This window comes from Breoghania corrubedonensis, assembly GCF_003053845.1.
GTDB classification, from domain to species: Bacteria; Pseudomonadota; Alphaproteobacteria; order Rhizobiales; family Stappiaceae; genus Breoghania; species Breoghania corrubedonensis.
Window position 1 is genome coordinate 215,198 of the sequence record NZ_QAYG01000003.1, and the last position, 19,525, is coordinate 234,722.

Here is a 19,525-nt window from a genome sequence, read left to right on the forward strand (position 1 = left end):
GGAAGCGCGAAGCGCTGTCTCGAAGGATGGGCCGCCAGTTTCTCTCCGCCGCAACCCGGAACCCGCTATTTCCCCGGAAACAGCTCGCTCCAGCGCGCTTCCACGCGCTTGGCGACGTCCTTGTCCATCGTCAGCAATTCGCCCCATTCGCGGTTCGTCTCGCTGCCGATCTTCTTCGTCGCGTCGATGCCGAGCTTGCCGCCGAGGCCCTCCAGCACGGAGGCGAAATCGAGGTGGTCGATCGGCGTGCGGTCGATGGTCATGAGATCGCGCGATGGATCCATCCGCGTCGCCACCGCCCACATCACATCGTCCCAGGAGCGGATGTCGATGTCCTCGTCCACGACGATCAGGAGCTTGGTCATGGTGAACTGCGGCAGCAGGGACCAGAGCCCCATCATCACGCGGCGCGCCTGGCCCGGATAGCGCTTGTCGATGGCGAGAACGGCGATCCGGTAGGAACAGGCCTCCGGCGGCAGCCAGAGGTTCTTGATCTCCGGGATCTGCTGTTTCAGCAGCGGCAGGAAGATGTCGGCCATGGTGTCGCCCATCACCGCAGGCTCGTCCGGCGCCCGGCCGGTGAAGGTGGTGAGATACATGGCGTCCTCACGCATCTTCATGTGGCGGGCGGTGAAGACCGGGTAGGTCTCCGGCGCGTTGTAATAGCCGGTGTGATCGCCGAACGGACCTTCGAGCGCGCTTTCGCGGTGCGAGACCGTGCCTTCGATCACGATCTCGGCGCCGGCCGGCACGTGCAGCGGGATGGTCTTGCAGGGAACGAGCTGTTGCCTCTGGCCGCCCAGAATACCCGCAAGAGCCAGCTCGCTGATGCCTTCCGGCGCCGGCATGACGGCGGCGAGGATCGTCGCGGGCGCCGCGCCGATGACGATGGCGGCCGGTGTGTCCTCGCCGGTCTTCGCCCATTGCGCGTGGTGACCGGCACCGCCGCGCATGGAGAGCCAGCGCATGATCGCGCGCTTCTCATCAAGCACCTGCATCCGGTAGATGCCGAGATTGTAGCCGGCGGGGTCGTCCGGTCCCGGCGGACGGGTGACGACGATGGCCCAGGTGATCAGTGGACCGGCATCGCCGGGCCAGCAGGTCTGCACCGGCAGCAGGCTCAAATCGGGGGGTAAGTCCGCATGCGGCACCGTGTCGCGCACGATCCGCGGACGCGATTTCAGCCCCGCCCGGGCGGCCGGAAGAAGCTTGCGCGCCTCGGCCAGCGAGGTCGGCGGCTTGGGCGAGCGCATCCACGCCATCATCTCGCCGAGCGCGGTCAGCCCGGCTTCGTCCGTACCCATGCCTGCAGCTACACGGGTGCGTGTTCCGAACAGGTTTGCGACGGCTGGGACGTTCGAGAACCGGCCGGAAATCACCGGTTTGGCAAAGCGCAGCACAGGGCCGCCCTCGGCGATCACGCGCCGATGGATCTCGGTCGCCTCGAGCGCCATATCGACCGGCACATCGATGGTGGCGACGTCTCCACGATCGGAAAGGTACCTGATAAAACTACGTAGATCAGGAAAGGGCGGAAGAGTACGTCGATACATTCGGGGAGGTTCCAGTTCCAGCGAACCTTGCCTTATCGGATTTGGTTTCGCTTTGCGATGGCGCATTTACACCCGCCCCGCTCGCGCCTTATCGCAAGGGGGACAGGAGAGTCGCATGCTCGAACATCAATCACCTGAGTTGCCCCGGCCAGCCCGCCTGCTCGCCGCAGCATTGCCTTCATGGCCGCTGGAGATGGTTTTGACGCGGGCGCTGCGCGCGCTCGCCGACCGGCGTCCGGAACTGTTCGAACGCCTCGGGGTTCATTCCCGCTGTGTCTTCGTCGTACGCCCCACCGATCTTGATTTCGCATTTTCCGTTGTGCCGCATCGCTGGCAGGGAAGGGTGAGCGTGGTGCGGCCGGAAACCCGTGGCGACGTCCATATCGAAGGGCCGCTTCTGCGCCTTCTGGGCTTGCTTGATGGGTCGCTCGACGGCGATGCGCTGTTCTTCAACCGGGTGATCTCGGTGAGCGGCCGCACCGATGCACTGCTGGCGCTCAGAAACGCCATTGAGGAAGCGGAACTCGCGCCTTCCGATCTGCTGGGCGTGAGCGGTCGTGTCGGCCGCTTCGCCGACGCCGCCATCCTGCGCGCGATCCAGGCCCTGCAGGGCATGGCCGAACCTGCGGCAAACGCGACCCCCGGAGCACTCTGAATGGCAATTGAACTCGTCTGCCCCGCCGGCACACCGTCCGCCCTGCGCTCGGCCGTCGATGCCGGCGCGCATGCTGTCTATTGCGGCTTTGCCGATGAGACCAACGCGCGCAACTTCCCGGGCCTCAACTTTTCGCCGGCCGAAATGACCAAGGGCGTCCGCTACGCCCACGACCATGGCGCCAAGGTGTTGGTTGCGATCAATACCTTCCCCAAGGCCGGCACGTTCGAACCTTGGCGCAAGGCTCTGGCCGCAGCCGAAGAGGCGCAGGCCGATGCCGTGATCCTGGCGGACATGGCTGTGCTCGATCACGCCGCCACCCATCATCCGGGCCTTCGGCTCCATCTTTCCGTGCAGGCGGCGGCGAACACTCCGGAAGCGATCGGGTTCTACGCCGACACCTTCAACGTGAAACGCGTCGTGCTGCCGCGCGTGCTGTCGGTGGAAGAGATCGCCAAGCTCAACAAGGAAATCGACGTCGAGACGGAAGCCTTCGTCTTCGGTGGCCTGTGCCCGATGACGGAAGGCCGTTGCTCGCTTTCCTCCTATGCGACCGGTCGCTCGCCGAACCTGTCGGGCGTCTGTTCGCCGCCCGAGCACGTTGAATATGTCGAGGAGGCCGACGGAACTGCCGTGAGGCTGGCCGGCTTCACCATCGACCGCTTCGGCAAGGACGAGGCGGCCGGCTATCCGACACTGTGCAAGGGCTGTTTCGTCGCGGGCGGCAAGTCCACCCATCTTTTTGAAGATCCGGTGAGCCTCAACGCCGCCGGTCTGGTCGGGCGACTCGCGGATGCGGGTGTCACCGCCCTCAAGATCGAGGGGCGCCAGCGCGGCAAGGGCTATGTCGCGGAGGTCGTGAAGACCTTCCGTGCCGTTGTCGATGCGATCGAGGCCGGGGGAGACCCGGTGAAGGCCGAGCAGCTTCTTGCCGGGCTTGTCGAAGGCGGGCGCCAGACATCCGGTGCATACCGGAAACAGTGGAGATGACCGCGATGGATCGTCCTGAGAACCATATCGGCCTGACGTTGGGACCGGTGCTCTTCAACTGGAGCGCGGAGCGCCTGCGCGACTTTTACGCGACGATCGCGGATCGCTCCGCCTTCGACCGCGTGCATGTCGGCGAAGTCGTTTGCGGCAAGCGCATGCCGTTTTCCGATCCTGTCTGGCCGGATATCATCGCCATGCTGGAGGATGCGGGAAAAGAAGTCGTTGTCTCCGCACTGGCGTTGCCCGCCACGGTGCGCGAACGCAAGACGATCGCCGCTCTTTGCGAGGATGACGACCGTCTGGTGGAGATCAACGATGTTACGGCGCTGTCGCAACGGGGCGGGAAGCCCTTCGTCGTCGGTCCCTTCGTTAATGTCTATAATGAGGGGACTGTGCGGCTGATGGCGTCGCGCGGCGCGCGCACGGTCTGCGTGCCTGTCGAACTGCCGCTGGCCTCGCTCACGAGCATGGCGCAGAGCTGCCCGGATATCGAATTCGAGGTCTTCGCATTCGGCCGTCTGCCGCTGGCGCTCTCCGGCCGCTGCTACCATGCCCGCCTGCATGGCCTGCACAAGGATTCGTGCCGTTTCATCTGCGATCAGGATCCCGACGGACTTGATGTGGAGACGATGGACGGCCAGCCGTTCCTGGCGGCGAACGGTATCCAGACGCTGTCCCACGGTGTTCAGGCCTTCTGCCCGGCGCCCGAGGAGGCCGCGCGGGCTGGTGTCCGCCGTCTCCGTCTGTCGCCGCATACGGTGAACATGGTCGCGGCAGGGGACACGTATCGATCTCTGCTCGACGGCAGGATCGAACCGGCCGAGGCGCTCAACCGGCTGCGTGGGCTCAATCTGCCAGGCGAACTGGTCGATGGGTATGAGCGCGGTCTTGCTGGTTGCCTGGCCGCCGGTCAGGCCTGACGCGCGCCAATCCGCGCGTCTTTTCTGCCATTCTGCCGCTCGCCTGCGACCGCGCATGGCACTTTGCGAGAGATGGCCAGCTCGCGCCGGCCAACCCGCGAGGGCTGGCGCGCGGCAGTGCGCGCCGCACCTGAGCTGACTTCGTGACCTGAGCTGACTTCGTGAAACGACCAATGGCAGCCGCAGATCCGGGGCGCGTCGCGCTGGTGTAGCGCTCAAAGCAGCAAGCGCTCAGCGGCGCTCAAGGCGGCAAGCCCACAGCGGCGGCGCATGGCGCAGGCCATCCAGGACAGATCTTCGACAAATCGGGGGGAGAGTGGTACGCCCAAGGGGAATCGAACCCCTGTTTCCGCCGTGAAAGGGCGGCGTCCTAACCGCTAGACGATGGGCGCACGCGGCCGCTGCATCAGCGGCTTGTGGGTCGGCTTATAGTGGCGTTTGTCCGCCACCGCAAGAGGGTCAGCGACAATCCCCATGATGTTTTCCAAATGAGAATTGACGTCGCTTTTCGAGAGCGTTCGCGACCGGTTTCTGCGCCCCGAAACCCGCGGTCCGGGGCGCATTGCGGATATCGAAAGCGGCGGCGCCCCTCCGGCTCACCACTCTCCGGTATTGCCCATCGACGCCCAGGGCTCCTGTGGCGGCAGGGAATCGCCCTTCTGCAGCAGTTCGATCGAGATGTTGTCGGAGGAGCGGATGAACGCCATGCGCCCGTCGCGCGGGGGACGGTTGATGGTTACGCCGTTGCTGCGCAGCCTCTCGCATGTCTCGTAGATGTTATCGACCTCGTAGGCGAGGTGGCCGAAATTGCGTCCGCCGGTATAGCTTTCAGGATCCCAGTTGTAGGTGAGTTCCAGCAGCGGAGCCGCTTTCTCCTTGCCGCTCGCCTCGTCGCCCGGTGCCGCCAGGAAGATGAGAGTGAAGCGTCCGGCCTCGCTTTCGGTGCGCCGGACTTCCGTCAGGCCGAATTTGTTGCAATAGAAATTCAGGGCCTCGTCAATGTCGGAAATGCGGACCATCGTGTGAAGATATCGCATGGTGTTTTCTCTTGATTTCGAGGAGTTTAGGGCGAATGACTGGTCTCACGGGGCCGGGCGGGGCATGATGAATGCGCCAACCCTCGAGAAGCGGAAAATCGAAACACAACATATGACCCTCGTCTCCGATATCAATGCCGGCCGGGAAACCTTGTCCCGGTTGATCCACCAAAGCCGACACTGTGTTGTTTTCACCGGTGCGGGCATGTCGACCGAATCCGGCATCCCCGATTTTCGCAGTCCGGGCGGAATCTGGTCGCGCATGGATCCCATCGAGTTCGATGAATTCGTCTCCGACGAATCAACGCGTTTGGAAGACTGGCGCCGGCGTTTCGAGATGAACGAGCAGTTCTCGGCCGCAGACCCCAACTCAGGCCATCATGCAATCGCGACCCTTGTTGGCCGGGGCAAGGTCGCGGCTGTCATCACGCAAAATATCGACGGGTTGCACCAGCGTGCCGGTTGTCCGAGCGAAATCGTGATCGAACTGCATGGCAATGCCACCTTCGGTGCCTGCCTGAATTGCGGGGCCCGGCACGAACTTGATGAGGTCCGCGCAATCATTGCGCGGTCGGGATTGTCTCCACGCTGCGATTCCTGTGGCGGACTGGTCAAGTCGGCCGTGATCAATTTCGGACAGGCTATGCCTGTAGAGGCGATGGAACGGGCGCTGGATCTGGCCGAGACATGCGACCTCTTCGTTGTCGCGGGCTCTTCCCTCGCTGTGCAGCCGGCGGCCTCCCTGCCGCTGATCGCCAGCCGTCAGGGCGCTCACCTTGTGATAATCAATCGCGACCCGACACCTCTCGATGACGCAGCGGAATATGTCTTGCGGGGGAATATAGGGGAATTTCTCGAGGATATTGCGTAAATTGCCGTATTAGCAAACGGAAATTTGCGTTTTTTTCACGATTTGCGCTGGCGGTTAGAAGCTTGAATGCTATCCTTTGAACTGGGAATCGGTGCGCCGACCTTGTTGTTGATCGTGGTTTGAGACGAGGCAGAGACCAAATGGGGGCCAAGCTAGCTTCGGACTTGCGTCCATTTGAGGATGGATCGGAGATTGAAGACTCTTCGGTCGATGTCCTTGAGGTTGCCGGGAGCATCAAGTGGTTCGATGTCGCCAAGGGATATGGCTTCATCATTCCCGATGACGGCGGCGAGGACGTCCTCCTGCATGTGACCTGCCTCAGGCGCGATGGTTTCCAGACCGCCTATGAGGGCTCGCGGGTTGTTTGTGAGGTTCTGAGCCGTCCGAAAGGACTGCAGGCCTTCCGTGTTCTTTCCATGGACGAGTCGACGGCCGTTCACCCGTCGCAGCTTCCCCCTTCGCGCACCCATGTGCAGGTCACACCGTCTGGCGGTTTCGAGCGGGCCACGGTGAAGTGGTTCAACCGGGTCAAGGGCTACGGCTTCCTGACGCGGGGAGACGGGACTCCCGACATTTTCGTTCACATGGAAACCTTGCGCCGTTTCGGCATTGCAGAACTGCGCCCCGGGCAGACCGTCATGGTCCGCTTCGGCGAGGGCCCCAAGGGGCTGATGGTCGCCGAAATTCGCCCGGAAGGCTCGAGCCACATTCCCCAGTCGCACTGAACGGTATTTCTGCCGCCTTCCGCCTGCCGTCTGTCTCCTGCGCCAAATTGCGTGTGGTTTTCGGGCGGCGGATGGATGTCGCGCATTTTGCCGGGGCTTCGTCATCTGCGTGGCTGGGGCGAGTGCCGCGGCGCCGCCGTCAACGCTTATCCGCGATAAAGCTACGCAAAGAGATGGCAGTCACGCAAAGATACGGCGGCATGCCGGGGAACATGCCGCCGCTGGGGTCAGGAAATCCGCAGCTGCTTGCGGCGGATCACTGCTCAATCCGGTGCTTGACCAGAATGGTCGTGTTCGCACCGTCTTGAAGGGCCGTGGTCTCGTAAGACTCACCGGGTTTCGTCCACGGGGTGCGGTTGGCTATGGTCTCGCATCCGCCTCCGGCGTCGGAGATGACGTCGGTTCCGCAGGCAACCGTGATTTCCATTCTCAGGCGGTCGCTCTTCTTGACGACGCCGTTATCGGATCCTGAAAAGCTTCCGATCGCGGCGAAAGTCAGAGCCGAGCCACCGATGGCGACGGCAAATGCCAGACGCCCTGCCTTGCTCTTCATTTTCGCCTCCCTGGCATTAGAACAACACCATAGCATATTCCGCTTCGGAAGGTGACAAAAAGTTTGCATGTTGTAGAACGGCAACTCTGTTGAGGATGAATAAGTCCTTTGCGTGAACCCGACGTCTGCGGCATCCGCCAAATTGCCGATATCCCCCATTGTCTCGCCGCGGAGAGGCCGGTAGAGAAGGATCCATGACACGTACCGCGCTCTATCCGGGGTCCTTCGACCCGATCACAAATGGCCATATCGACATTCTCGGTCACGCGCTCGGCCTCGCGGACCGGATCGTTGTCGCGATTGGCATTCATCCGGGCAAAAAGCCGATGTTCACGCTTGAAGAGCGTCGCGCGATGATCCGCGAGGTGGCTGCGGAACGGTTCGGCGAGAATGCGGGACGCATAGACGTCGTGGCCTTCGACAATCTGGTCGTTGAGGCCGCGCGGGAGCAGGGTGCCTCCATCCTCATCCGCGGCCTGCGCGATGGCACCGATCTCGATTACGAAATGCAGATGGCGGGAACCAACGGTGCGATCGCGCCGGACATCCTGACCGTTTTTTTGCCCGCCTCGCCGGGTGTCCGCCATATCGCCGCCACGCTTGTGCGCCAGATCGCCAGCATGGGCGGCGACGTATCGCCCTTCGTGCCGGAAAGCGTTGCCCGGGAACTCGGCCGCAAGGGCGCAACGGGATGATGCGCTCGTCCGCCGGAGCTTGAAACGCGGCCGCATTTTCAATTCGAGGAGACTTATTCGTGCTGCGCACTCTTTTCTTCGCTGCCGCATTTGCGATGGCGTTCACCGGCGTCGTCCGCGCCCAGGATACCGACCCCGAGAATACGCTGATCCTGCAGCTGAAGTCCGGGCCGGTGGTCATCAAGATGCTGCCTGACGTCGCGCCCAAGCATGTCGCCCAGATCAAGAAACTGGTGCGCGACAAGTTTTATGACGGCATCATCTTCCACCGCGTGATCGACGGCTTCATGGCCCAGACGGGAGATCCCACCGGCACTGGTGCCGGCGGTTCGGATCTGCCCGACATCCCGGCGGAATTCTCCAAGGTGCCGTTCGAGCGCGGAACCGTGGGAATGGCGCGCACGAACGACCCCAACAGCGCGAACTCGCAGTTCTTCATCATGTTCGCACCGGGCCATTTTCTGGATGGCAAGTACACTGTGTGGGGGCAGGTCGTCTCGGGCATGAAAAATGTCGACAAGATCGCGCACGGCGAGCCGCCGGCCAATCCTGACAAGATCATCAGCTTGCGCGTTGCCGCCGACGTGAAGTAAGGCCGGCGCGGCAACCCAGTAAACCGCATATCTGAAATACGAGAGGAAATGGCTTTGGCCGACATCAAGGATCCCGAAAACACGCTGCTCATGGAAACCTCCAAGGGCCCCGTCGTTATCGAAATGCGTCCCGACCTGGCGCCCGAGCACGTCAAGCGCATCAAGGAGCTGGTGCGCGATGGCTTTTACGACGGCATCGTCTTCCACCGCGTGATCGATGGTTTCATGGCCCAGACGGGTTGCCCGAACGGCACCGGCACCGGTGGCTCGGGCAAGAAGCTGAAAGCGGAATTCTCCAAGGAACCGCATGTGCGCGGCACCGTCTCCATGGCGCGCGCGGCAGACCCCAATTCCGGCGACAGCCAGTTCTTCATCTGCTTTGCCGACTCGGTCTGGCTGAACGGCCAGTACACGGTCTGGGGCAAGGTCATCGAGGGCATGGAGATCGTCGATCAGATCAAGCGCGGCGAGCCCGTGCGTGATCCCGACAACATCGTCTCGGTCAAGGTTGCTGCCGACGCGGCCTGAGCCGCGCCGATGCATCTGGACAGGCTTCTGGCGGCGGCGCAGGGCATCCCTGCGCCGCCGCCTTCATGTTGCCTGCATGTTGACCGGTCTGCGCCCCCGGCCTAAGACAGCGCCCCTGATCCGGTGCTTTGCCATGGTGCGAGCCCGCAATTTCCAACCCAGGCGCAAACATGCGTGTCGATGATTTCGATTTCGAGCTCCCCGAAGACCGCATCGCACTGAGGCCGGCGCGTCCGCGCGACAGCGCGCGCCAGCTGATCGTCCATCCTGGGGGCGAGGGGGAGCTTTCCGACGACATCGTCGCCAACCTGGTCAATCACCTGCGGCCGGGTGATGCGCTTGTCTTCAACGATACCAAGGTTATTCCGGCCCAGCTGGAAGGCACGCGCGAGCGCGACGGCGCCATCGCCCGTGTCGGCGTGACGTTGCACATGCGCGTGGCCGCCGACCGTTGGCGCGCGTTTGTCCGTCCAGCCAAGAAGCTGCTGGTCGGCGAACGGGTGCGCTTTGGCAGCCATGAGGGCACGATGTGCTCGGCGGGTCTGCTCGACGCCACCGTGGCGGAGAAGGGGGAGGGCGGCGAGATCGAGTTCGCCTTCGATCTCTCCGGTCCCGATCTCGATATCGCGATCGCGACGGCCGGGCATGTACCGCTGCCACCCTACATCGCCTCAAAACGCGGCGAGGATGAGCAGGACCGCAGGGACTATCAGACAGTCTATGCGCGACATGAGGGGGCGGTGGCAGCGCCCACAGGCGGCCTGCATTTCACCGACGATCTATTGCAGCGCCTGCGCGCGCATGGCGTTGAGGAACATTTCGTGACGCTTCACGTGGGCGCCGGCACGTTCCTGCCCGTGAAGGTCGACGACATCGCCGACCACCGTATGCACTCCGAGCTTTGCGAGGTCAGTGCGGAAACGGCGGATACGCTGAACGCGGTGCGCGCGCGCGGCGGTCGCATCGTGGCGGTCGGCACCACCAGCCTGCGGCTTCTGGAAAGTGCGGCCGACGAGACGGGGATCATCCATCCCTTCCACGCCCCCACCGATATCTTCATCACGCCGGGCTATCGGTTCCGCGCGGTCGACATCCTGATGACCAACTTCCACCTGCCGCGCTCCACGTTGTTCATGCTGGTCTCGGCTTTCTCCGGCTTCGAGACGATGCATCGCGCCTATGCGCACGCGATCGCGAACGGCTACCGCTTCTACTCCTACGGCGACTCCTCGCTGCTTTTTCCCCAGGATACGCAATGACCACCGAGGCCTTTTCCTTCTCCCTGCTTGCCACCGATGGCATGGCGCGTCGCGGTGAGGTTAAGACCCCGCACGGACTGGTGCGCACACCCGCCTTCATGCCGGTGGGCACGCAGGCGACCGTCAAGGCGATGTACCCGGAGCAGGTGAGGGAGCTCGGCGCCGATGTGGTGCTCGGCAACACCTATCATCTGATGCTGCGCCCGACCGCCGAGCGCGTCGCCCGGCTCGGTGGGCTGCACACCTTCATGAACTGGCAGCACACGATCCTCACGGACAGCGGTGGGTTTCAGGTCATGTCGCTTGCCCAGATACGCAAGCTCAGCGAAAAGGGCGTGACGTTCCAGAGCCATATCGACGGTTCCCGGCACGAAATGACGCCGGAGCGCTCCATCGAGATCCAGGGGTTGCTGGGCTCCGACATCCAGATGCAGCTCGATGAATGTCTCCGATTGCCGGCCGAGCGCAAAGAAGTAGAGCGCGCCATGCAGCTGTCGCTGCGCTGGGCGGAGCGCTCGCGCGCGCAGTTCGAGAAGATGGGGGGCCCGGGCAAGGGACGGGGACTTTACGGTATCGTTCAGGGCGGCGACGTGGCCGACCTGCGCGTCGCCTCGGCCCAGGCGCTCTCGCAGATGCCGTTCGAAGGCTATTCGATCGGCGGACTGGCCGTCGGTGAGCCGCAGGACGTGATGCTGCGGATGCTCGAAATCACGACGCCGGTGCTGCCGACGACGAAGCCGCGCTACCTGATGGGGGTTGGAACGCCCGATGACATCGTCGAATCCGTGGCGCGCGGGGTGGACATGTTCGACTGCGTGATGCCGACGCGCGCCGGCCGACACGGCCTCGCCTACACGCGGTTCGGCAAGATCAACCTGAAGAATGCCCGCCACGCCGACGATCCGCGTCCGCTTGATGAGGAATCGTCGTGTCCGGGGGCCCGCACCTATTCGCGGGCCTACCTGCATCACCTGATACGTGCCGGCGAGGGGCTGGGCGGTATGCTGCTCACCTGGAACAACCTCGCCTACTACCAGAGCATGATGCAGGGCATCCGCGATGCGATCGAGGCGGGCCGCTTCGCCGACTTCAAGGCCGAGGTCAAGGAAGGCTGGGCGAAGGGCGACCTGCCGGCGCTAGGATAGGCGGCGGCTCTAAAGGCGCCACAGGGTCACATTCTCGGGTTTGCTCTCGCGCGGCAGAATGGCTGGCACGTCCGCCACGACCCCGGCGCCATCCTTCAGGAACGATGCAACGAGCGCCCAGTCAGGGGCGCGTCCGGAGAACGCGTCGTGCGGTACCGCGAGGATAACCGCGTCCGCCGGTTTCACCGTATCCATGGGCAGCAGTTTCAGACCATATTCCGCATGCGTCTGTGCCGGATCTGCGAGCGGGTCGATCACCTGCACGTGCACGGAGAATTTCTCCAGTTCACGCACCAGATTGACGACCTTGGAATTGCGCGTATCGGGCACGTTCGCCTTGTAGGTCACGCCCAGCACGGTGACCGTGAGTGGCCCACAGCGTCCCCGCGCTGCCGCCTCCTGAACGACGCTGGTCGCGACGAAGCGGGCCATGTCCTCGTTGATGCCGCGTCCGGCGAGGACGACCTGCGGTGTGTGACCGATCGCCAATGCCTTGTGGGTGAGGTAGTAGGGATCGACGCCGATGCAGTGACCGCCGACAAGGCCGGGCTGGAAATTGAGGAAATTCCATTTGGTGCCGGCGGCTTCCAGCACGTCGCGCGTATCGATGTCGAGCGTGTGAAAGACGACGGAAAGCTCGTTCATGAGAGCGATATTGAGGTCGCGCTGGGTGTTTTCGATCACCTTGGCGGCCTCTGCGACGCGGATCGACGGTGCGATATGGATCGGTGCCGTGACCACGGAGCCGTAAAGAGCCGCAAGCCGTGCCGCAACCTCCGGGGTGCTGCCAGACACCACCTTGGCGATGGTGGAGAATTCACGGGCCGGATCGCCGGGATTGATGCGCTCGGGCGAGTATCCGACCTCGAAATCCTTGCCGAAGACAAACCCGGAGCCGGCTTCCAGGACAGGGACGATCACTTCCTCGGTAGCACCCGGGTAGACGGTCGATTCGAAGACCAGAAGCGCCCCGCGCTTCATATGTTGCGCAATCGTGCGCGCGGCGGCAACGAGCGGGCGGAGGTCCGGCTGCTTGGCGCCGTCGATCGGCGTCGGCACCGCGACGATGTGGATATCGACATCGGCAAGGCTTTCCGGATCGGCCGACAGATGCAGGTTCGGGGTGGCCAGCGTCTTGCAATCGATTGATCCCGTCCGGTCTCTCCCTGATCTGAGTTCCTCGATCCGGGATTGATCGATATCGAACCCCGTTACCGAAAAGCCGGCTTTCGCAAAGGCTGCGGCAACGGGCAGGCCGACATAGCCGAGACCAATGACCGAAAGGCGCCAGGCGCGTGGGTCAGACTTCATAATAGCTCCGATACCAGTCAACGAACGCCTTGACGCCGTCGTCCACGGGCGTGGCGGGCTTGAAGCCGGTTTCCACCTGAAGATCGCTCGTGTCGGCCCAGGTTGCAGCGACATCTCCCGGCTGCATCGGCATGAAGTTGCGGATGGCCGGCGTGCCCAGGGCTTTCTCGATGGCTTCCAGGTAGACCATGAGCTGGATCGGCTGGGAATTGCCGATGTTGAAGATGCGGTAGGGGGCGGAGCTGACGGCCGGATCCAGGGCTTCCGCATCCCAGTTTTCCGAAGGCGCGGCCGGCTTTTGCGAAATGCGGACGATGCCCTCGACGATGTCGTCGACGAAGGTGAAGTCCCGCACCATGTCGCCGTTGTTGTAGAGGTCGACCGGCTCGCCAGCGAGTATCGCCTTGGTGAACTTGAAAAGCGCCATGTCCGGCCGGCCCCATGGGCCATAGACGGTGAAGAAGCGCAATCCGGTCACCGGAATCCGGAAGAGGTGGGCGTAGGAATGCGCCATCGCCTCGTTGGCCTTCTTAGTCGCCGCGTAAAAGGAAACCGGATGGTTCCCGCCCCGATGCTCCGACAGCGGCATGGCGCCATCGAGCCCGTAGACCGAAGAGGTGGAGGCGAAGACGACATGCTCCGGCTTGAAGGCGCGGGCCGCCTCGAGGATCGAAAGAAAGCCGGTTATGTTTGAATCGACATATGCCTGGGGCGCTTCCAACGAATAGCGCACGCCAGCCTGTGCTGCGAGATGGATGACGCGGTCCGGCTTGTGGCGTTCGAAGATCGAGAACACCTTGTCGCGTTCTTCCAGCGAGATCCGTTCCTCGATGAACCTGTCGCTGGCCTTGAGCCGCGCCAGCCGGGCTTCCTTCAGCGCCGGATCGTAGTAGCCGTTGAGATTGTCGAGGCCGATAACGCTATCGCCCATCGAAAGCAGTCTCTCTGCCACGTGAAAGCCAATGAAACCGGCCGAACCGGTTACCAGTACGCTCGCCATTCGTTTGAAGCTCCCGTCGCACGAGGCAGAGAAATCGGAGTAACCTGCATTCGCGCATGAACGCGCTCGGGCAAGCCCTACTCCTGTTGGCTCCGACCTATCCCGAGACTCGTTGAAAAATCAACGTCCGATGGAGGCGTCGTGGTTCACTATTCGAGGATCTTGTTGCGGAAGACCCGCTCCAGCACGAGAGCCAGGAACAGACCGCCGAAGGTGAATGACAGGACATATCCGACATCCACCACCGTGCTGTGAAATTCGGGAAAGAAGCCGCTGCGCAGCCATTCGATGCAATGCATCATCGGGTTCCAGGAGAGGACGTATCGCGCTTCAGGAGGCAGCGTATCTGCGACGAAAAAAATCCCTGACAAGATGAACAGCGGTCGTGAAATGATGCCCCAGATCTGCTCCCAGGCATGAAAATGCGCCGTGATAACGCAGTTCAGGATGCCCACATTGAAACCCATGATCGCCAATAGCGCGAACGGGATGATCACGTTGATCCAGTCCGCACGCGGTATCGACCCGTATACGAAGCTGTGGGTACCAACGATGATCGCAAAAACCGTGATCTGCGTCAGTGTTTCCAGAACGGCGCGCGAGACGAAGGCGTCGATCGGCTTGATGATCGGGAAGAACAGCAGCGGCTTGTTCTGCTTGACCGCATTGCGCACGACATTGCCCGTGTCCTTGAAAGCCGAGAAGGGTACAAGGCCCGTCGAAAAGAACATGACGAAGCTGTCGCCCACCGGCGGCACATGGGACCCCATCGCCAGGAAGATGGTGGACATCATCAAGATCCAGCCGAGCGGTTCGACGAGCGCCCAGACGTAACTGAGCTTCTGTTCGCCAAACTTTGAGCGCATTTCGCGCAAGACCATTGAGGAGGTGTTGCGAATGAAGATCTGAAGGGGGGAGCCCAGATTGTTCATCGGTTCCGTGCGTTCGATCGATTTTGCAAAGCCGGTCTGGTCCATGCTGGCGGACCTCAGTCTACACCATGCCGCGCGGCGAAATGGAAACCCTTTTCGTCAAGCCGCATTAGCCACGCCATTGCGTCGTCGCTGGTCGCGCGGTATCAGTCCGGGCGTCGCGACGCGCGCGCACGATACGCAGTCATGAAAGGCAGACTTGTGACGCACTGCAATGCCACTGTCGAGATCGGATCGACCCGTTTTTCGAACACTCTTCCGCTCTCGCTGATCTGCGGCCCGTGTCAGATGGAAAGCCGCGAACACGCTCTGGAAATGGCATCCGCGATCAAGGAAATCGCCGACAGCCTCAACATGGGTGTGGTCTTCAAAACGTCCTTCGACAAGGCCAACCGTACAAGCCTGACGAGTGCCCGCGGCCTGGGCATGGAAAAAGCCCTCCCGGTTTTCGCCGAGATCAAGGAAACGCTCGGTATGCCGGTTCTGACGGATGTCCACGAGCCTGACCAGTGCGCGGCGATCGCGGAAGTCGTCGACGTGCTTCAGATCCCCGCATTTCTGTGCCGTCAGACCGACCTTCTTGTCGCCGCGGCGAAGACCGGCCGGGTGGTCAACGTCAAGAAGGGGCAGTTCCTTGCGCCGTGGGACATGCGCAACGTGGTGGCGAAGCTTGTCAATTCCGGCAATGCGAACGTGCTGCAAACCGAGCGGGGGGCGAGTTTCGGCTACAATACCCTCGTGTCGGACATGCGCGCACTTCCGATCATGGCGCAGAACGGCGCGCCGGTGATTTTTGACGCGACGCATTCCGTACAGCAGCCAGGTGGGCAGGGGACGTCGTCGGGGGGGCAGCGTGAATTCGTTCCCGTGCTCGCGCGTGCCGCAGCGGCCGTGGGCGTCGCCGGTGTCTTCATCGAAACCCATCAGGATCCCGACAAGGCGCCGTCCGACGGCCCCAACATGGTGCCGCTTCACGCGCTGAAGGATCTGCTCAAGACGTTGCAGGCGCTCGACGGGATCGCCAAGGCGGCGGTCTAGCAATTCGCGAAAGCCCGCCAAAACAGGCCGGCGAGTAACGCTGTCCCTTTCCCGCCTCCGTTGAGAGGCACTGTAATCGACCCAATCCCCTGGGGGTTCTTATGCGCGTGACAATGATTGGAACCGGCTATGTGGGTCTGGTTTCCGGCGTGTGCTTCTCCGAATTCGGTTTCGATGTGACCTGCGTCGATATTGACGAAGCGAAGATCGCAACGCTCAACGAGCTCAAGTCGCCGATCTACGAGCCCGGCCTCGATGAACTGATCGAACGCAACCACACAGCCGGCCGGCTGACTTTCACGACCGATTTCGAGAATGCGGTCGCCGAGGCGGATGTGGTCTTCGTCGCTGTCGGGACGCCTTCGCGCCGTGGAGACGGTGAGGCCGATCTCAGCTACGTCTTCGAGGCGGCCAAGCGCATCGCTCATGCCATGCGGCCCGAAACGGTCATCGTCATCAAGTCGACGGTCGTCGTGGGAACGTGCCGCAAGGTGCATGACATTATCGCCGCCGAGCGTCCCGGCGTTGCCTTCTCCATCGCCTCGAACCCGGAATTCCTGCGTGAAGGGTCCGCGATCGAGGATTTCATGCGCCCCGACCGGGTCATCGTCGGTGTCGAGGATGAGCGTGGCGAGAAGGCTCTGCGCCATCTCTACCGGCCGCTCTATCTGCGCGAGACGCCGATCCTGATAACGACGCTGGAAAACGCCGAGATCACCAAGTACGCGGCGAACGCCTTTCTGGCGATGAAGATCACCTTCATCAACGAGATCGCCGACCTGTGTGAAAAGGTGGGCGGCGATGTGCAGCAGATCGCAACGGGAATCGGTCTCGACAAGCGTATCGGTTCCAAGTTTCTTCACGCTGGTCCTGGCTATGGTGGATCCTGCTTCCCAAAGGACACCAATGCCTTTGCCGCCACCGGCCGCAAGTCGGGCGCACCGCAACTGCTCGTGGAGACGACGATCGCGGTCAACGAAGCGCGCAAGCGCGCCATGGCCGATCGTATTCTGGAGGCTCTCGGTCCCAATCCGGCAGGCAAGACTGTCGGCGTTCTCGGCATCGCCTTCAAACCCAACACCGATGACGTGCGCGATGCGCCGTCGCTGGTCATCGTGCCGCGGCTTGTCGGGGCCGGCGTCAAGGTCCGCGCGCATGATCCTGAAGCGCGCGAACAGGCCGCGCCGCTGCTGCCAGGAATGGAATGGTGCGAGCAACCCTATGATGTTGCCAAGGATGCGGACGTCATCGCGGTTCTGACCGAATGGAACGTGTATCGCGGCCTCGACCTCAAGCGTATCGGCGAGGCGATGGCGGGCAAGACGATTGTCGATCTGCGCAACATATATCGGCCCCAGGATGTTGAAGATGCTGGGCTCGGCTACGTGAGTGTCGGTAAGAAAGGAATGTTCTGACCTGCTTTGAGCGGGTCAGCTGATCAGCGATCATCCAGTGTGCGGCCGGGTATCGTCCGGCTGTCGCAATCGAATGAAATGCCGGCGACGCCACCGCGTCGAGGCTTTTGGAACGGGAGTGCTCCATGACCGCCATCATCGATATCATCGGCCGCGAAATCCTCGATAGCCGGGGCAACCCGACGGTCGAGGTCGACGTCACGTTGGAAGACGGCAGCAAAGGCCGCGCGGCGGTTCCTTCGGGCGCTTCCACCGGCGTACACGAGGCCGTGGAACTGCGTGACGGCGAGGCGCGCTATGGCGGCAAGGGTGTGCGCAATGCGGTCGATGCCGTGGATGGCGAGCTTTTCGAGGCGCTGGTCGGCATGGACGCCGAATTTCAGATCGGTATCGACGAGACCATGCTGGAACTTGACGGCACACCCAACAAGAGCCGCCTCGGCGCGAACGCCATCCTGGGCGTTTCCCTGGCGGTCGCCAAGGCCGCGGCCGAGGCGAGCGGCCTGTCCCTCTATCGCTACGTTGGCGGCACAGGTGCCCGGATCCTGCCCGTGCCGATGATGAACATCATCAATGGCGGCGTGCATGCCGACAATCCGATCGACTTTCAGGAATTCATGATCATGCCGATCGGCGCCGACAATATCGCGGAAGCCGTGCGCATGGGGTCGGAGGTCTTTCACACGCTGAAGAAGGCGCTGAAGGATGCCGGCCACAACACCAATGTGGGCGATGAAGGCGGCTTCGCACCGGGGCTCGGCTCGGCAGACGAGGCGATCGGCTTCATTCTGAAGGCAATCGAGACTGCTGGCTACACACCCGGCGATGACATCTGCCTGGCGCTCGATCCCGCTTCCAGCGAGTTCTTCAAGGACGGCAAGTATCATCTCGACGGCGAGGGCAAGGTTCTGGCGCCCGAGGAGATGGCCCAGTATTATGCCGATCTCGTCAAGCGGTATCCGATCATCTCGATCGAGGACGGCATGGCCGAGGACGACTGGACGGGCTGGAAGGCCGTCACCGATCTCATCGGCGACAAGGTCCAGCTGGTTGGCGACGATCTCTTCGTCACGAATTCCGAGCGTCTGCGGAAGGGGATCGAGATGGGGGTGGCCAACTCCATCCTGATCAAGGTCAACCAGATCGGCACGCTGACCGAGACGCTCGACGCGGTTCATACGGCTCACACGGCCGGCTATACCGCCGTGATGTCGCATCGTTCCGGCGAGACGGAGGATTCCACCATCGCCGATCTCGCGGTCGCCACCAATTGCGGGCAGATCAAGACCGGTTCGCTGGCCCGTTCCGACCGGTTGGCGAAATACAACCAGCTTATCCGCATCGAGGAAGACCTCGGTCCCCAGGCGCGCTTTGCCGGTCGTTCGGTGCGCAAGGCCTGACAGACGGGCCTTGCGGCGCATCGTTGCGCGGATGCCGGCCCTCACATCGCGTGTGCGGCCGGCTCCCTCGCGGCGCCTGCCTCTGCCGCGGCCTTGCGGATAGCGGCAGCAAGGTTTTCGGGTGTTTGTGCGCCCATCAGCGCGTATTTTCCGTCGATGATGAAGCAGGGCACGCCGGTCACGCCGATGCGCTGCGCGGTTTCGATCTCGGCCTGTGTCTCGGCCACGTCCGCGTCGCTGTCCAGCAGTTCGGCCACGAGCCTTGCATCCATCCCGACATCGCCGGCGAGCGCGATCAGGTTGTCGCGCAGGGTCAGGTCGACCCCTTCAAGGAAATAGGCCGCGAACAGCCGTTCCACCAGCGCATCCTGGGCTCCGTCATGTTGCGCCCAGCGCACCAGCCTGTGACAGTCGAGCGTGTTCGGCGAGCGGGTGATGCTGTCGAACGCGAACTCAATGCCGCTTTCCCTGCCGACGGACGAGATGCGGGCGCATATCGCTTTCGCGCGTTCCGCTCCGCCGAACTTTTCGTGGAGATAGAGGGTCCGATCCTTGCCGTCGGCCGGCAGGTTCGCGTCGAGTTGGAAAGGACGCCAGCGGATGTCCACAGGCACGCCGGTCAGCGCACATGCCTCCTCCAGTCGTCGTTTCCCGATAAAGCACCAGGGACACATGATGTCCGAGATGACGTCGATCGTAAGCGCATGTCCGTGCACGCCGGGTCTCCCTTGGCATGGCTCTGGGCCGTTGCTTGCAGTCTCCTCCCGGCGTCACGTCTCGTTCTTTGCGTGCGAGAACATCTGTCCTTACCGAACAATCTAGTGACTCACGGCAATCTGCCAATCCGGTTTAACGCAGTGTCGCAGCACGAATGTTTGATGGGACTGAGTCCTATCGCCGCGCAC

20 protein-coding genes and 1 tRNA gene are annotated in these 19,525 nt (G+C 62.6%); 13 read left to right on the forward strand and 8 right to left on the reverse strand.

Features of this window, described 5'->3' with window-relative positions; translation table 11 throughout:
- Positions 1–65: 65 nt before the first annotated feature.
- Complete coding sequence (locus C8N35_RS11435) at positions 66–1,553, reverse strand: UbiD family decarboxylase (RefSeq protein ID WP_107989823.1); 1,488 nt, start codon at positions 1,551–1,553, stop codon at positions 66–68.
- Positions 1,554–1,668: 115 nt separating this feature from the next.
- On the opposite strand from C8N35_RS11435, the gene ubiT reads away from it, so the two are divergent.
- From ubiT to ubiV, 3 genes are read left to right on the forward strand one after another with little or no spacing between them, the layout of a single operon-like run.
- Entirely contained in the window at positions 1,669–2,208 is a 540-nt protein-coding gene (ubiT, locus tag C8N35_RS11440; protein WP_170122079.1) for a ubiquinone anaerobic biosynthesis accessory factor UbiT, read from the forward strand.
- 6 nt (positions 2,209–2,214) lie between these two features.
- Positions 2,215–3,198, forward strand: a complete 984-nt coding sequence (gene ubiU, locus C8N35_RS11445; RefSeq protein WP_428977107.1) for a ubiquinone anaerobic biosynthesis protein UbiU — start codon at positions 2,215–2,217, stop codon at positions 3,196–3,198.
- Positions 3,199–3,203: 5 nt separating this feature from the next.
- Positions 3,204–4,118 carry a ubiquinone anaerobic biosynthesis protein UbiV gene (gene ubiV, locus C8N35_RS11450; RefSeq protein WP_107989982.1) on the forward strand — a complete coding sequence of 305 codons (915 nt, stop codon included), beginning with the start codon at positions 3,204–3,206 and terminating at the stop codon, positions 4,116–4,118.
- 317 nt (positions 4,119–4,435) lie between these two features.
- Here ubiV and C8N35_RS11455 read toward each other — a convergent pair.
- Together C8N35_RS11455 and C8N35_RS11460 are read right to left on the reverse strand one after the other, a co-directional pair.
- A tRNA-Glu gene (locus C8N35_RS11455) sits at positions 4,436–4,510 on the reverse strand.
- Between the two features lie 204 nt (positions 4,511–4,714).
- Positions 4,715–5,155 carry a VOC family protein gene (locus C8N35_RS11460; RefSeq protein WP_107989825.1) on the reverse strand — a complete coding sequence of 147 codons (441 nt, stop codon included), beginning with the start codon at positions 5,153–5,155 and terminating at the stop codon, positions 4,715–4,717.
- Between the two features lie 112 nt (positions 5,156–5,267).
- On the opposite strand from C8N35_RS11460, the gene C8N35_RS11465 reads away from it, so the two are divergent.
- Positions 5,268–6,026, forward strand: coding sequence for an SIR2 family NAD-dependent protein deacylase (locus C8N35_RS11465; protein WP_107989826.1), 759 nt, complete (start codon positions 5,268–5,270; stop codon positions 6,024–6,026).
- Positions 6,027–6,166: 140 nt separating this feature from the next.
- Positions 6,167–6,751: a cold-shock protein gene (locus C8N35_RS11470; protein ID WP_107989827.1), complete on the forward strand. Its 585-nt coding sequence runs from the start codon at positions 6,167–6,169 to the stop codon at positions 6,749–6,751.
- 256 nt (positions 6,752–7,007) lie between these two features.
- Here C8N35_RS11470 and C8N35_RS11475 read toward each other — a convergent pair whose 3' ends face one another.
- Positions 7,008–7,304 carry a hypothetical protein gene (locus C8N35_RS11475; RefSeq protein ID WP_107989828.1) on the reverse strand — a complete coding sequence of 99 codons (297 nt, stop codon included), beginning with the start codon at positions 7,302–7,304 and terminating at the stop codon, positions 7,008–7,010.
- A 194-nt stretch (positions 7,305–7,498) separates the two neighbouring features.
- Here C8N35_RS11475 and coaD point away from each other — a divergent pair, with 194 nt between their 5' ends.
- The 5 genes from coaD (at position 7,499) to tgt (ending at position 11,524) form a co-directional block, all read left to right on the forward strand.
- Positions 7,499–7,999, forward strand: a complete 501-nt coding sequence (coaD, locus tag C8N35_RS11480) for a pantetheine-phosphate adenylyltransferase (protein WP_107989829.1) — start codon at positions 7,499–7,501, stop codon at positions 7,997–7,999.
- A 95-nt stretch (positions 8,000–8,094) separates the two neighbouring features.
- On the forward strand, positions 8,095–8,592 hold the full coding sequence (locus C8N35_RS11485; RefSeq protein ID WP_107989983.1) for a peptidylprolyl isomerase: 498 nt from the start codon (positions 8,095–8,097) through the stop codon (positions 8,590–8,592).
- Between the two features lie 48 nt (positions 8,593–8,640).
- Positions 8,641–9,120 (forward strand): peptidylprolyl isomerase, encoded by a 480-nt coding sequence (locus C8N35_RS11490; RefSeq protein WP_245926762.1) that lies wholly within the window; start codon positions 8,641–8,643, stop codon positions 9,118–9,120.
- Positions 9,121–9,290: 170 nt separating this feature from the next.
- A complete protein-coding gene (gene queA, locus C8N35_RS11495; RefSeq protein ID WP_107989831.1) occupies positions 9,291–10,379 on the forward strand; it encodes a tRNA preQ1(34) S-adenosylmethionine ribosyltransferase-isomerase QueA in 1,089 nt (362 codons plus the stop codon).
- Positions 10,376–11,524 (forward strand): tRNA guanosine(34) transglycosylase Tgt, encoded by a 1,149-nt coding sequence (gene tgt, locus C8N35_RS11500; protein WP_107989832.1) that lies wholly within the window; start codon positions 10,376–10,378, stop codon positions 11,522–11,524. The genes queA and tgt overlap by 4 nt, the downstream gene beginning before the upstream one ends.
- Before the next feature lie 9 nt (positions 11,525–11,533).
- Here tgt and C8N35_RS11505 read toward each other — a convergent pair whose 3' ends face one another.
- The 3 genes from C8N35_RS11505 to C8N35_RS11515 form a co-directional block, all read right to left on the reverse strand.
- Entirely contained in the window at positions 11,534–12,835 is a 1,302-nt protein-coding gene (locus C8N35_RS11505) for a nucleotide sugar dehydrogenase (protein ID WP_107989833.1), read from the reverse strand.
- The gene (locus C8N35_RS11510; protein WP_107989834.1) at positions 12,825–13,835 is read right to left on the reverse strand and encodes an NAD-dependent epimerase; all 1,011 of its coding nucleotides are present in this window, start codon (positions 13,833–13,835) and stop codon (positions 12,825–12,827) included. The genes C8N35_RS11505 and C8N35_RS11510 overlap by 11 nt, the downstream gene beginning before the upstream one ends.
- A 149-nt stretch (positions 13,836–13,984) precedes the next feature.
- On the reverse strand, positions 13,985–14,812 hold the full coding sequence (locus C8N35_RS11515; protein ID WP_107989835.1) for an ABC transporter permease: 828 nt from the start codon (positions 14,810–14,812) through the stop codon (positions 13,985–13,987).
- Positions 14,813–14,953: 141 nt separating this feature from the next.
- Here C8N35_RS11515 and kdsA point away from each other — a divergent pair, with 141 nt between their 5' ends.
- From kdsA to eno, 3 genes are all read left to right on the forward strand, one after another.
- A complete protein-coding gene (kdsA, locus tag C8N35_RS11520) occupies positions 14,954–15,805 on the forward strand; it encodes a 3-deoxy-8-phosphooctulonate synthase (protein WP_107989836.1) in 852 nt (283 codons plus the stop codon).
- 101 nt (positions 15,806–15,906) lie between these two features.
- Positions 15,907–17,220, forward strand: a complete 1,314-nt coding sequence (locus tag C8N35_RS11525; RefSeq protein ID WP_107989837.1) for a UDP-glucose dehydrogenase family protein — start codon at positions 15,907–15,909, stop codon at positions 17,218–17,220.
- 125 nt (positions 17,221–17,345) lie between these two features.
- Positions 17,346–18,620, forward strand: coding sequence for a phosphopyruvate hydratase (gene eno, locus C8N35_RS11530; RefSeq protein WP_107989838.1), 1,275 nt, complete (start codon positions 17,346–17,348; stop codon positions 18,618–18,620).
- Between the two features lie 41 nt (positions 18,621–18,661).
- Here the strand turns inward: eno and C8N35_RS11535 are convergent, their stop codons facing one another.
- Positions 18,662–19,336 (reverse strand): DsbA family oxidoreductase, encoded by a 675-nt coding sequence (locus C8N35_RS11535; RefSeq protein WP_107989839.1) that lies wholly within the window; start codon positions 19,334–19,336, stop codon positions 18,662–18,664.
- Positions 19,337–19,525 lie beyond the last annotated feature (189 nt).